Origin of the sequence: Nocardia sp. NPDC058705, assembly GCF_042749305.1 — a bacterium.
In the GTDB taxonomy this organism is placed as follows: Bacteria; Actinomycetota; Actinomycetes; order Mycobacteriales; family Mycobacteriaceae; genus Nocardia.
Window position 1 is genome coordinate 1 of record NZ_JBHYRN010000004.1, and the last position, 13938, is coordinate 13938.

At 68.3% G+C, this 13938-nt stretch carries 10 protein-coding genes; 9 read left to right on the forward strand and 1 reads right to left on the reverse strand.

The window, feature by feature from the left end; translation table 11 throughout:
• Positions 1 to 228: 228 nt before the first annotated feature.
• From ACFW6D_RS07425 to ACFW6D_RS07435, 3 genes are all read left to right on the forward strand, one after another.
• Positions 229 to 930, forward strand: coding sequence for an enoyl-CoA hydratase-related protein (locus ACFW6D_RS07425; protein WP_379325752.1), 702 nt, complete (start codon positions 229 to 231; stop codon positions 928 to 930).
• A gap of 49 nt (positions 931 to 979) precedes the next feature.
• Positions 980 to 2182 (forward strand): M20 family metallopeptidase, encoded by a 1203-nt coding sequence (locus tag ACFW6D_RS07430; RefSeq protein ID WP_379325754.1) that lies wholly within the window; start codon positions 980 to 982, stop codon positions 2180 to 2182.
• A gap of 128 nt (positions 2183 to 2310) precedes the next feature.
• On the forward strand, positions 2311 to 3486 hold the full coding sequence (locus ACFW6D_RS07435; protein WP_379326279.1) for a M20 family metallopeptidase: 1176 nt from the start codon (positions 2311 to 2313) through the stop codon (positions 3484 to 3486).
• A gap of 365 nt (positions 3487 to 3851) precedes the next feature.
• On the opposite strand, the gene ACFW6D_RS07440 is transcribed toward ACFW6D_RS07435, so the two are convergent.
• Entirely contained in the window at positions 3852 to 6089 is a 2238-nt protein-coding gene (locus ACFW6D_RS07440) for a hypothetical protein (protein ID WP_379325756.1), read from the reverse strand.
• 150 nt (positions 6090 to 6239) lie between these two features.
• Here ACFW6D_RS07440 and ACFW6D_RS07445 point away from each other — a divergent pair, with 150 nt between their 5' ends.
• The 6 genes from ACFW6D_RS07445 (at position 6240) to ACFW6D_RS07470 (ending at position 13935) form a co-directional block, all read left to right on the forward strand.
• Positions 6240 to 6683, forward strand: a complete 444-nt coding sequence (locus ACFW6D_RS07445) for a GyrI-like domain-containing protein (protein ID WP_379325758.1) — start codon at positions 6240 to 6242, stop codon at positions 6681 to 6683.
• Positions 6680 to 7117: an AraC family transcriptional regulator gene (locus tag ACFW6D_RS07450; protein ID WP_379325760.1), complete on the forward strand. Its 438-nt coding sequence runs from the start codon at positions 6680 to 6682 to the stop codon at positions 7115 to 7117. The genes ACFW6D_RS07445 and ACFW6D_RS07450 overlap by 4 nt, the downstream gene beginning before the upstream one ends.
• A gap of 332 nt (positions 7118 to 7449) precedes the next feature.
• Complete coding sequence (locus tag ACFW6D_RS07455; protein WP_379325762.1) at positions 7450 to 9594, forward strand: Rv1355c family protein; 2145 nt, start codon at positions 7450 to 7452, stop codon at positions 9592 to 9594.
• Positions 9595 to 9662: 68 nt separating this feature from the next.
• Entirely contained in the window at positions 9663 to 11480 is a 1818-nt protein-coding gene (locus ACFW6D_RS07460) for a putative bifunctional diguanylate cyclase/phosphodiesterase (protein WP_379326281.1), read from the forward strand.
• Positions 11481 to 11488: 8 nt separating this feature from the next.
• Positions 11489 to 12484, forward strand: a complete 996-nt coding sequence (locus ACFW6D_RS07465; RefSeq protein ID WP_379325764.1) for a GAF domain-containing protein — start codon at positions 11489 to 11491, stop codon at positions 12482 to 12484.
• Positions 12485 to 12807: 323 nt separating this feature from the next.
• The gene (locus tag ACFW6D_RS07470; RefSeq protein WP_379326283.1) at positions 12808 to 13935 is read left to right on the forward strand and encodes a glycosyltransferase; all 1128 of its coding nucleotides are present in this window, start codon (positions 12808 to 12810) and stop codon (positions 13933 to 13935) included.
• Positions 13936 to 13938: the final 3 nt, after the last annotated feature.

Below are 13938 nucleotides of genomic sequence, written 5' to 3' on the forward strand. Positions count from 1 at the left end.
TGAGACTGGTCCATTGGTGCGGGGGGGCGCAGGAGCGGGGCCCAGGTGGGGCCGCGTGTTAGCCGCCGTTGCTGGCGGCTGCGCTTCGGACGCAACGGCGGCTAACTCGCGGCCGGGCCGTTACCGCCGCTGCGCGGCGGGACCCTCCTCGAGGTCGGGTCGTGCGGGGCTGGGAGGGTGCCTACCCGCGAGTAGGTAGGGGTTCCGGTGCGGACTATTCTCCCCTGTATGCCGTATTTGGAGCGCTCTGGTGATGTCTTCGTCCTGTACCTCGGCAACGAGGGCGAGACCGACAACGAGAACCGTTTTTCGCCGGACTGGATCGATGCCTTCCACGCAGCACTCGACAAGGTGGAGGCGTCCGAGGGTGCCGCCGCACTGGTCACCGTCGCGACCGGCAAGTTCTACAGCAACGGCCTCGACACCGACTACGTCTTCGGCAACCTGGACAAGATCCACGGCTACCTCGACCGCGTGCACTCCCTCTACACCCGCCTGCTGACCTTCCCGATGCCGACGATCGCCGCGGTCAACGGTCACGCGTTCGGCGCGGGCGCCATGCTGGCCACCTCCCACGACTTCCGGGTGATGCGCGGTGACCGCGGCTTCTGGTCGCTGCCAGAGGTGCACCTCGGTATGCCGTTCACGATCGGCATGAACGGCTTGCTGAAGGGTCGCCTGAGCAACCAGGTGTGCGTCAAGGCGATGACCACCGGCCACCGCTTCGGCGCCGACGAGGCCATCGCCGCGGGCATCGTCGATGCCAAGGCCGACGGCGACGAAGTGCTGCCCACCGCGATCGCCCGCGCCGCCGCGCTCACCAGCCTGCGCAAGCCGATCACGCCGATCATCAAGACCGCGCTGCACGCCGAGACCCTCGCCGCGCTGGCCACCCCGGTCACCCCGGAGAACCTCCCCTTCGGCAACTGACCTGGCTCGCCGGTGCGCCGCTGTCGGGCACTGATGCAAGACTGGGGGTATGGCACCCTCGCGCACCGGCGAACTCACAGCCACCGCCTCCGACGCCGCGATCGTGGCGGCCACCGGCGAGCTGATCGGGCTCTCGCACGCGATCCACGCCGAGCCCGAACTGGCCTTCGCCGAAACCCGTAGCGTCGCCAAGGTGCTCGCGCCGCTGGTCGAGCGCGGATTCGCCATCACCACGGGCGTCGCCGGGCTGTCGACGGCCTTTCGCGCGGTGTACGGCAGCGGCCCGCTGACCGTCGGCATCTGCGCCGAATACGACGCGCTCCCCGAGATCGGGCACGCCTGCGGGCACAACATCATCGCCGCCTCCGCCGTCGGCGCCGCGATCGGTCTGGCCGCGGTGGCCGACACCCTCGGCCTGACCGTCGTCGTGCTCGGCACGCCCGCGGAGGAGAGCGGCGGCGGCAAGGTGCTCATGCTGGAAGCGGGCGCTTTCGACGACATCGCGATGGCGATGATGGTCCACCCCGGCCCCGCCGATATCGTCGGCGCGCGTTCGCTGGCACTGGCCGATCTGGCCATCACCTTCCACGGCCGCGAGGCCCATGCCAGCGCCGCACCCGAACTGGGCCGCAACGCGGGCGACGCGGTGACGCTGACCCAGGTTGCTGTCGGCTTGCTGCGGCAGCATTTGCGACCCGGTCAGCAGCTGCACGGTATAGTGTCCGACGGTGGTGTAGCCCCCAATATCGTGCCCGGACGCGCGGAGTTGCTGTACTACCTCCGTGCTGCCGATTCCGGCTCACTCGACGACCTGATGCGCCGAGCGAAGGCGTGCTTCGAAGCGGGTGCCCTGGCGACCGGCTGCACCCACGACATACGGACGCTCGCGCCCACCTATACCGAGCTCACCCCCGATCCGGTTCTTTCCGCTGCCTACCGCGCGCAGATCACCGGACTGGGCCGGGTGCCGATCGCGCCCGAGCTCGAGGTGCTGCGACCGCTCGGCAGCACCGACATGGGCAACGTCACCAACGTGATCCCCGGTATCCACCCGGTGATCGGCATCGATGCCGGTGGCGCGGCGACCCACCAGCCCGCGTTCGCCGCGGCCGCCGTGAACGCCTCGGCGGACCGCGCGGTGCTCGACGGGGCACTGGCGTTGGCACGTACCGCTGTCGCCGTAGCAGGCGATGAAGTACACAGGGACAGGTTGTTGCAACGGCTGATCGACCGACAGGAGGATATTCGGTGACCATTTCCGGCCATCCGGGCACCGCGCGCGCAGGCTCCGAGGCGCTATCGATGAGTGTGGGTACGCACTCGATCGCGCGGGAGAACGCAGCGTGTCCGACCACGCCGGACACCGAACCAACTCTGATGATGTCGGGAACCGAGATCGTTGACGCATGGCTGGCCGAGCACACCGGTGACCTGGTGCAATGGCGTAGGCACATCCACGCCAACCCCGAACTGTCGCGCGCGGAGTTCGCCACCACCGAGTTCGTCTCCGGCTGGCTGACGAAGGCCGGGCTGAGCTGGGAGGTACTGCCGGGCGGTACCGGGATCCTCTGCGATTTCGGGCCGACCGACCGTCCTCGCATCGCCTTGCGCGCCGACATGGACGCGCTGCCGATGCAGGAATTCACCGGGCTGACCTTCGCCTCGACAGTGTCGGGTGTGTCGCATGCCTGTGGGCACGACGCGCACACCACGGTGCTGCTGGGCGCCGGGCTCGCGCTCGCCGAGGCGCAGGACAAGTTGCCGGTGGGCGTGCGGTTGGTGTTCCAGCCCGCCGAGGAAGTGATGCCCGGCGGCGCGCTCGATGTGGTCGCGGCCGGTGGGATGACCGGGGTGGACCGGATCTTCGCGCTGCATTGCGATCCGCGGCTCGAGGTCGGCAAGGTCGGGCTGCGGACCGGGGCCATCACGTCGGCGGCCGACACTGTCGAGTTGGTGCTCGATTCGCCCGGTGGGCATACCTCGCGACCGCATCTGACCAGTGACTTGGTCTACGCGATCGGAACGGTCATCACCGGGTTGCCCGGACTGCTGAGCCGGCGCGTCGACCCGCGCACCAGCACGGTCATGGTCTGGGGTGCGGTGAGCGCGGGCAAGGCGCCCAACGCGATTCCGCAGACGGGCATGCTCACGGGCACGGTTCGCACCGGTGATCACGCGACCTGGCTGCTGCTGGAACCGTTGGTTCGCGAGATCATCGACGGGTTACTCGCGCCGACGGGCGTGCGCTACCAGCTCAATTACAAGCGTGGGGTGCCGCCGGTGGTCAATGATCCGACGTCGGCGTTGATGTTCGAGAACGCGATTCTCGCGATGGGAGAGGATGCGCTGGCCGACACTCCGCAGTCGGGCGGCGGGGAGGATTTCTCCTGGTATCTGGAAGAAGTGCCTGGTGCGATGGCCAGGCTCGGCGTCTGGTCGGGTGTGGGGGAGCAGTTGGACCTGCATCAGCCGACTTTTGATATCGATGAGCGTGCGTTGGCGGTGGGTGTTCGGACGTTGACGAATATCGTGCTGCAGAGTCCGGGGTTTGTGTAGTCCTGGGACGGGTTGTCTGGCAGAGCTTCGGGGTTTGGGTGGTCCTGGGACGGGTTGTCTGGCAGAGCCCGGGGTTTGTGTGGTCCTGGGATGGGTTGTGTGGCAGAGCTTCGGGGTTTGAGTTGTCCCAGAGGTTTGACGCTGTGTTTTTGGAGCGCTGGCGCGCTCGAGCGCGGCCCCTGGGGGGCCGCGAGTTAGCCGCCGTTGCTGGAGGCTTCGCCTCGGACGCAACGGCGGCTAACTCGCGGCCGGGCCGCTACCGCCGCTTCGCGGCGGACCCTCCCTATGGGTCGGGTGTGCGGGGCTGGGAGGGCGGTCATGGCGGAACAGGGGTGTGGCGGGTGTGGTTGGGGTGCTGGGGTGGGCTAGTTGGGGGGTGTGGGTGTGGGGTGTAGGGCGGGGAGGGGCTGGGATTTCGGGGTGTCGGTGGGGGTGGGGTGGCGGGTGCGGCGGGACCACCACTGCAGTAGGGCGATGCCGATCAGGGCCAGTAGGGCGGTGGTGAGGCTGATGGATAGGCCTGGTGGGCGCCAGGTGATGGTGAGGGTTGCGTTGTGGGTGCCGGGGGGGATGTCGACCGCGACGAAGGTGCCTGCTACTGCTCGGATGGGGATTTCGCTGTTGCCGAGGGTGGCGGTGTAGCCGGGCCAGGCCAGGCGGGACAGTACGATTCGGCCGCCGGTGCCGGAGGAGACGGTGGCGCGGTTGGTGAGGCCTGCTTCGGGCATGACGGTGGCGTGGACGCCGGATTCGTGGGCGATCAGGTCGCCGGGGGAGGGTAGGGGGTTCAGGCGTTCCAGTACCCAGATCTGGTGTTCGTGGCCGGGGTAGCGGACGAATTTCCAACCGGCGGGGGCGGGTTCGTTTCCGGCGTTGGGGTATTGACTGCGTTGTAGGACAACGCGATCCATGCGCATCAGGTCGACGACCGGTGTGTCGGTGGACGGTTCGACGGCGAACACCCGTCGGTAGGCGTCGGGGCAGGTGCCGCCGTCCCATGCCATGCACAGCAGGCCGGCGAAGGCCGCGTGGCCGACGGGGGTGTAGCCGTTCACGTATTGCAGGCCGAGGTTCTTGGCGTAGCTGCCGAGGGCGATGGAGCCGTAAGTGTCTGCGAGCGTGCGCTCTTCGTCGCGCACCATGATGCGGTCCGCCAATTGCAGTGTGCGCCCGTCGAAGTCGGGGAACGCGGCGGTCATTTCCGAGCGCTTCTCGGCGAATCCGTACGACAGCGGGGTCCGCGGTGCCGATGCCACCTGGACGAACGCGATCGGGAAGGTGGCGACGATGGTCAGCGCGGCCGCGGCGGCGATTCCGCGGGTGCGTGCCAACCACACCGCTCCGGCACCGAGTCCGACCACCGCGAACACCGCGAGGGCATGTCGTTCGACGAGTTCCGGTGCGGCCGAGAACGATCGGATGAACAGCAACCCGATCAACGCCCCCGCCGCCGCGTATCGCCGCCGCGAGGGCGCGAAATCCCCGTAGCGACTGATCAGCACACACACCAGCACCAGCAGCGCGATCGCGAGCATCGGCAACACCCGCGCCGGCCAGCGCAGCGGCCCGATCGCTCCGGGCCCGGCTGTCCACATCAGAGTCGCCACCGCGAACAGCGCGATCCCGCTCCACGACGCGGCATGACGGGCCGCGGCCTTCCAGTCGATGAACGCGAGCGCGGGTATCACGAACCACGCGATATAGACCATCGGCAGCGGCTGCACGTGGCCCCACCACCCGGTGAACGCGGGCACGGTGCTCGGCAGGCTCGCATTGAGCGATTCCGACCACGGCACGGTCAGGAAGGGGTCGTTGTGGATGGTGGACACGTCACCGCGCCAGGTGGCCTGTGAGGACAGCAGGATCGGCAGATTCGCGATCATCGACGCGAGTACCGCGAGACCGGATGCGGCGAGCAGTCGCAGCACGGGCGCCCACCGGCGCTGGTACAGGTACTCGCCCGCGGCGACGGTGGCGATCATCAGCCCGGCTTCGACCGCGGGAAAGGCGTATTGGATGGTCAGCGCGAGGTAGAGAAAGACGAACACCGGAATCGGCCCGCTGCGTCCCCGCGCGTAGAGCACGGCCGAGGCCCAGGCGTGCACCAGCCAGGCGGTGCCGGTCTGCGAGGTGAACCAGCTGGCCTCGTCGAAGAACAGGAACCAGCCGCTGAACGGAAACGCCACACCGGCGACGGCGGCCCACGGCGCGCGGGCGCCGTAGGCCAGGCAGATGCGGAACACGCCGAGCGCCGCGATCGCCGAGAACACGAACTTCACGGCGGTCGCGTACAGCGCGAGATTGTCGAACGAGGGCGCCAGCAGGTACACCAGCAACTGCGCGGGGTTGTAGAGCCCGGCTTCCTCGAGGCTGTAATTACCGGCCATCCATTCCCACGGCACCATCGCCGGGAATCGGCCCGCCCGCAATTCGGTACCGAGCAGCTGCCACATCGGCACATATTGTGCTTCGGTGTCGTCGGTATAGAAGTGCCGCGAATCGCCGAGCAACACAGCGAGATACCCGACCAAGACGGCGGCGACGACGACACCGGCCCACTGCGCGATTTGTTTTCGCGGTTCGAGCTCCGCGCGTACCCACACGAGCGCGGGAGCTTAGGGCATCGAGATGAATCGGACAATAGCGCGCCGTATCCACATCGCAGTGGTGGACGTTTGTCCAGCTCAGGTGAGGTCAGTCTGGGGTTTGATAGCATGGCGCAACCCGAGCACGACCTTCGAGAGAGTCATCAATTGCAGTTCGAATTCGTCGAGCGGGACGAGACCTGGGTGGCCGGGCTTCCGGTCCGCAGTCCCAAACGCGCACTCGGTGAGCTGCGCGACCGCGACCTCGAGGCCGCCTGGTCGGCGGTCCTGCACCAGGATCTCGGCGGGCCACTTGCCAGCGCCTACACCGACTACACCGGCGAGCTGAGCACCTACAACACCCAGATCGTGGGTTATCAGTGCGATTCGCTCGAGCAGGTCACCCGGGGACATCTGGCGGCGCGCCTACCGCGCGGCACCTACGCGCGCTTCTCCTCGGTCGGTAACTTCCCGCAGGTGATGACGGATCTGTGGACCCAGATCGCCTACGCCGAAGAGCACAACCAGATCAAGCGCACCTTCACCGGCGATTTCGAGTGCTACCCGCACGCCTACAAGATCGACCTGTACCTGGCGGTCGATCCGCGATGACGTATTCGATCGTGGTCCGTGGCGCGGCGCTGTACGGCGGGCTCGCGGTGCCACGGGTGCATCCGAGCTTCAAGGTGAGCAACAGCGATCTGATCGAGTTCCTCAAGGACCGCCTGCGTGAACGTGGCGGCGGCGAACCGCTGCACACGGTCTACGTCCCCGACCCGGCGGGCAACTGGAACGCGCTGGTCGCGCGCGAATACGCGACCCCCGCCGACGTGCCGGTCGGCGATCTCATGCTGCGCGTCCCCAAGGGCATCTACGCCCGTTTCGCGCCCAACGGCGACTACCACGATCCGGTCGAGGACGTCTGGGCTCAGGTCGACGACGCGACCGCCTCGGCCGAGATCTCGCGCGCCTACGGCGAGGAGATCGAAGTGTGGCACGGCCCTGATTCGGTCGAGCTTTTCGTGTCGATCACCGTTGATAGCTAGAAGTTAGCCGAATTCGAACCGATCGGTCTGGAATCGCCCCGCTCTCGTGTATACACCCGTTCTGACCTGGGATTATTTCAACTGGCTCAGAAGGTTATCGGAAAATTAGCCACTCGTATGGTGCATTCGTTCCGAATGACGGATACTGCACCAGTTGGCATCGGTAGGAAGCCGACCGCGCGCGGGCGTTGAGCACGGAGTAGGAACACGATGGCTGTCGAAGTAAAACTGGCTGGAGTGTGGTTGCGGAGCATTCACCGTCGCACCGAATCGGTCGAGGTGCTCCCGACGCGGGGGCGGCACGCTCGGTGACCGGCCCTGACTATCCGGCGATGGACCACCGCCCCCTCGTCCTCGATCCGACCGACCCCGCCGACGCGGCAACTCTGCGGCAGCTGGCGGGCCAGGCCGACATCCGCACCGACGACCTGCGGGCGGGGCTGCGTGCCGAGCTGGACCGGCTCATCGGCGTGCCGCCCGGCATCGACGCGCGCGAGGAACGCTGGATCTACTACCCGTGGCGGCGCGCGCTGGTCGCGGTCCTCGGGCCCGCGGCGTTCCAGGCGATTCGCTCGGACCGCAACCGCAACAAACTCACCAGGGACGAGCAGCAGCGCCTCGCTCAGTTGACCGTCGGCGTCGTCGGGCAGAGCGTCGGCCACTCGATCGCCTACACCCTGGCTCTCGAAGGGGCCTGCGGGCTGCTGCGCCTGGCCGACTTCGACACGATCGAACTGTCGAATCTGAATCGGGTGCCCGGCGGGCTGTTCGACGTCGGCGTGAACAAGGCGATCGTCACCGCGCGCCGGATCGCCGAACTCGACCCCTACCTGCCGGTCGAGATCTGGCCCGCGGGCGTGCTGGCCGACACGGTCGATGAGTTCCTCGACGGGCTCTCGGTGGTGGTGGAGGAATGCGATTCCCTCGACATCAAGTTCGCGGTCCGCGAGGCCGCGCGCAGGCACCGGATGCCGCTGCTGATGGAGACCAGCGACCGCGGCCTGTTCGATGTCGAGCGCTACGACCTCGAACCCGACCGCGAACCCTTCCACGGCCTGCTCGGCGCGACCACCGGCGAGCAGCTGGCCGACCTCGACACCAAAGCCAAGGCGCCGCACGTGCTGCGCATTCTCGATCCCGGGCAGTTGTCGTCGCGGATGGCGGCCAGCCTCGCCGAGATCGGGGAGACGATAACCACCTGGCCGCAACTGGGCAGCGACGTACAGCTGGGCGCCGCGATCGTGACCGCTGCCGTGCGCCGGATCGGGCTCGGCGCCAAGCTGTCGTCGGGCCGAACGCGCATCGACCTCGACGCCACGCTGGACTCGCTCGCCGAACCCGGCTACCTCGACGACGGCATCGACTCCATCGTCGACGCTCCCGTCGAGCCGCCGCCTGCCGACCCGGCCGAGGCGATTCTCGCCTGCGCCCAGCGCGCGCCGTCCGGCGGCAATGTCCAGCCGTGGCAGCTGCGCGGTGACATCGCGACGATCGACATCACCCTCGATCCCGCCGCGACCACCGCCATGGACCTGCACCTGCGTGGCAGTGCGGTCGCGGTGGGCGCCGCGCTGCACAACGCCAGGGCCGCCGCCGCCGCGCACAACCTGCTCGCGGATCCAGAACTGATCGTCGACGACCCGACGGCACCCTTGATCGCCCGATTGCGACTGCGCGCGGGCACCGACCCCGACCTGGCCGCCGACTACCCGCTCGCCCTCGCCCGACACACCAACCGCCGCCTCGGCGCCCCGATGCGGCTGCCGGGAACGGTGCTGCCCGCGCTGGCCGTCGCCGCGGCGGCCGAGCGGGCGAGCGTGCGCGCGATCACCGGCGCCGACGCGTTGGCCGAGGCGGCGCTGCTGCTCGGTGCCAGCGACCGCGTCCGCTACCTCACGCCTCAGCTGCACGAACAGCTCTACGCCGAATTGCGGTGGCCGGGTGAGGAGCTCAGCACCGGCATCGATGTACGCACGCTCGATCCGGCCCCGGACGAACTGGCGAAGATGCAGGTCGGCCGCCGCACCGATGTGATGGATCAGTTGCGCGAGTGGTCGGCGGGTTCGGCGCTCGGCGAGTTCACCGTCGACCGGGTGCGGGCCAGCTCCGCGCTGGTGGCGATCACCTTCGGTACCGGCGACGGCGAGGCGGATCTGGCCGCCTACGCGCGGGCCGGCGCCGCGGTGGAAAGGGTGTGGCTACGTGCGCAACTGCTCGGTCTTGCGGTGCAGCCGGTGTCGCCGGTGTTCCTCTATGCCGACCGGCCCGATGATTTGCGCAGCGTTTCTCCCGAGTTCACAGATACACTTGCCAGCATTCAGAGACGTTTCCTGGACCTGCTGGGAATCCCTGAGGATGAGAACGTGGCATTGGTTCTTCGTCTGAGCTACGCCGCGGCTGCGAGCGTTCGCAGTCGACGGTTGCCGGTGCCCGGCAGTAGGACTGTGCCGGTGCCCGGCAGTAGCAACGACGGATAGCGCGGATCGGAGACAACGTGCCTCGGCAAACGCTCGACTCACTGGTGACCCAGGTCGCCTCCGAGTTGATGGGTGTCGACGCCACGACCATGGTGGCGGCGAGCGAGCGTGTGCTCGCCTCCCTGGTCGAGCACTTCGATGTCGACGTGAGCTATTTACGCCACACCGACCGTGCACGGCGTTCGACCGTCCTCATCGCGGAGTGGCCGCCGCGCGCCGACATTCCCGATCCCGATCCGCTGCGCGAGGTCGAATTCGAGCACGCCGATTCCGTCTTCCGTGCGCTCGAATACGCCGTCGAACCGATCATCGTGCGCCCCGATACCGACAGCGCCGACTACCAGGAGACGATCCGCAAGTCCTCCGGCATCCCCGAGGTGGCCATGGCCTGCGTGCCGTTGGTCTCGCGCGGTGAGTCGACGGGCGTGCTCGGGTTCGTGAAGATGGGTGACCGGGCTTGGACCAAACGCGAGCTCAACGTCCTCAAGGCGATCGCCGCGCTGTTCGCGCAGTTGCAGGCGCGCGTGGTGGCCGAGGAGAAGCTGCGCTACATCGCCCTGCACGACGACCTCACCGGCCTGGCCAACCGCCGCGCCCTGCTCGAGTACATGGAGCAGCGGCTGCAGCCGGGCAACCCCGGACCGATCGCCACCTTCTTCCTCGACCTGGACCGGCTCAAAGCGCTCAACGACTTCCTCGGCCACAGCGCGGGTGACAACTTCATCCGCACGCTGGCCCACCGGTTGCGCGAGAATCTGGAACCCGACGACATGATCGCGCGCCTCGGTGGCGACGAGTTCGTGATCGTGCCCGCGGCGCCGATGGACGCCGTCGCCGCCGAACTCGAGGCGACCCGCATTCAGGAGCTCATCGGACGACGCGTCTCGGTGGGGCGCGAATCGGTCAGCCGAGGTGTGAGTGTCGTTGTGGCACTTGGCATTCCGGGGGAGACCCTGGTCTCGGATGTGTTGCGCCGCGCCGATCACGCGCTGTTGTCGGCGAAGTCCGGCGGCGGCAACGGGGTCGCGGTGTTCACCGATGCCATGCGCGCGCAGTTCGAACTGCAGGACGACGTGGAGCTGAATCTGCGCAGCGCGGTGTCGGACGGGTCGCTGGTGCTGCACTATCAGCCCGAAGTCGACCTGCGCACCGGCCGGATCGTGGCGCTGGAAGCGCTGGTGCGCTGGCAGCATCCCACCCGCGGACTACTGCCGCCCGGCGCATTCGTCTCGGTGGCAGAGGCCACCAACCTGGCGGGCGAGCTCGGCCGGTGGGTGATCCGTTCCGCCTGTTCGCAATTCGCCGACTGGCGCAGGCGCGGACTGGCCTCGAACGTGGTGATCCGGATCAATGTCTCTCCGGTGCAGCTGGTTTCGGTCGATTTCGTCGAACGCATCGAAGATGTCCTGCGCCTGTTCAATATCGACGGCAGTTCGGTGTGCCTGGAAATCACCGAACATGTTGTGGTGCAAGACCTTGTCCGCACCCGGCTCACCCTGCGCGGGCTCAAGCGGATGGGTGTGCAGATCGCCATCGACGATTTCGGTACCGGCTACAGCTCGCTGTCGCATCTCAAGGCGCTGCCGGTGGACGCGGTGAAGATCGACCGCGGGTTCGTGCAGCGCCTCGGCGACAGCAACGACGACCTCGCGATCGTGAAATCGATTATCGGACTTGCCGGTTCGTTCGGACTCGGGGTGGTCGGCGAGGGCGTCGAGACGGCGATGGCCGCGCGCACGCTCGTCGGACTCGGCTGCTATCGCGCGCAGGGCTTCCTGATCGCCCGGCCGATGCCCGCCGAGGAAGTCGAGGCGCAGCTACGGGAGGGCCGCATCCCGCTGGACCTCGACCTGCCGCGCGCCGGACGTGGCGTGGCGCCGAGCTGATCGCGGACATGTCGCTCGGTAGATGGCTGCTGTTCGAGTCCCTCACCGGGGATCATGACCCCACGCTCGTCGCTGACGACGCCCACATCAAACCGTGGACCGCGCCCGCGCGACTGCACCGCAGCGTCGGTCCGGCGCGCGCCCGCGTAGTGCTCGACGCGGTCCGTCGATGCGCGGCCTGCGGGGACTCCGAGCGCGTCGACGTAGGTGACAGCGTGGTGCTGGCCGAGCCGGTTCGGTGCGCATTCGACGGAATCCACGGTGTCCAGATCTGGGTGGGTCCGGCGGACGCGCCGGTGCGGCCGAGACGGCGGGTCGCCGCGTGGGATTGGGACGCGGTCACCGAACTCGCCCACCACGGGCCCGGTTTGGAGGAACTCGTCTTCGCGAGGGAGTCCGATCAGGTGCAGGTGGTGCGTACGCCGCCGGACGCGTTCGGGCGGATGGTTCGCTTCGACGGCAGGGTCGACTACTTCGAGATGGCTACTCGGCTGGAACCGGGCGGGCACTGGCAGGGCGAGGTCGACATGCTCGGCGACGACGACGGCGTTCGCCGATTCCAGATGGTGACAAGGGCACGGCCCGACCAGCGCAGGGTGAGCGCGTTGATGCACGCGATCCCCGAACTCCGCGACGGCACCACGGCTGTCGACCTCGACGTCGCCATGTTGCGCGCGGTGTCGCAGCGCAGCGGGGTCGGAGTCGGCATCATCCTGTTGTCCAGCGGGGTCATCTACGAATGGGTCGCGGATCCGCCACCGCCCCTCGACCGGTGGGCGGTGGAGCGACCGACCATCGACCCCGCCGACTTCGCCGCGCTGCGCTCCGCCTGCGCTGCTGTCGCCGCAGAACCGGGTGCCACCCGGCGGCTAGACCTTCGGGTCCGGTTCGCCGAGGGCGAGTGGATCCGCGCGCAGGCCGAGCTGGTGACGATCACCACGGCCGCCACCGGGCACGGTTTGCTGCGAGTCCGGTCAGCCGATGGCCGGGCCACCGACGCCTGACGGCGGCCGCCTGTTCTCGTCACTGCGGTCCTGAGATCCGGTTGATCGTTGTCGCGGCTGCGTGCCGGTCTGTCCATTGACCCCGACTATCCCACCACGCGCGGGTGTTGGTGCTGACCGTGTCCATCGCGAGGACGGGCACCGGCCACCCCCCGCTGAGCACGCGCCCGGCGACATCGGCTGCCAATCGCCGCCGTCGACGAAGAACGCCGCGATTCGGTGATGGTGTCGCAGTGGCCGGTTCGTCGCATCTTTCGCCGCTGTTCACTCCTCGTTCCTCGGGCGGGACCCGTAGGTAACCCGTGCGGCGCGACGATCGGCAGGTGCGCATCGTGCAGCTAGCCAATTTCTATGGCCCGCGGTCGGGTGGGTTGCGCACTGCCCTGCACCATCTGGGTGAGGGATATGTGGCGGCCGGGCACGAAGTGGTGCTGATCGTGCCGGGGTCACGGCGTTCGGAAGAGGTACTGCCCACCGGTGCGCTCCGAATCACCTTGCCCGCGTTGGGCATTCCGTGGACCGGTGGTTATCGGGCGGCCGATCCGCGGCGCGTGGCCGATGTGCTGTCCGGGTTGTCACCGGACGTCCTGGAAGTGTCCGACCGGCTGACGCTGCGCGGATTCGGCCGGTGGGCGGGGCGACGCGGGGTGGCGAGTGTGATGATCTCGCACGAACGCCTCGACCGGCTGCTCGGCCAGTTCCTGCCAGGGTCGGTCGCGCGCCGCTGCGCCGATGTCGCCAACCGGCGCACGGCCGACGACTACGACATGGTCGTGTGCACCACCGATTTCGCGCGCGAGGAATTCCTGCGGATCGGCGCGCCCAACGTGGAACTGGTGCCGCTCGGCGTCGACCTCGACCTGTTCAGTCCCCGCCGCCGTGACCTGGGCTTACGCGCCGATCTCGGCGTCGCCGGGCATCCGATGCTGGTGCACTGCGGACGGCTGTCGGTGGAGAAACGCGTTGACCGCAGCATCGAAGCCGTCGGCGCCCTGCACCGCGCCGGTGTCCCCGCCCGCCTGGTCGTCGCCGGTGACGGCCCCCGCCGCGAATCCCTCGAACGCCGCGCCCGCACCCTTCCCACCCTCCCCGGCGGCGAACCCGCGGTCCACTTCACCGGCTTCATCAACGACCGCGCGATGGTAGCGAAACTCCTTGCCACCGCAGACGTTTCACTCGCACCCGGCCCTCACGAAACCTTCGGCCTCGCCGCCCTGGAAGCCCTGGCCGCAGGCACCCCGGTAGTAGCCAGCCGCTCCTCGGCCCTCGCCGACATCGTCACCACCGACTGCGGCGCCATCTCCGCCGACCGCCCCCGAGCCTTCGCCCGAGCTGTCACCGAAGTCCTCGCGATGCCGACCCCCGGCCGCCGCCGAGCCGCCCGCTCCCGCGCCGAACAATTCGGCTGGCCCCGGGCTGTCGCGGGAATGCTCGCGGTTTTGGGACGCTGAAAC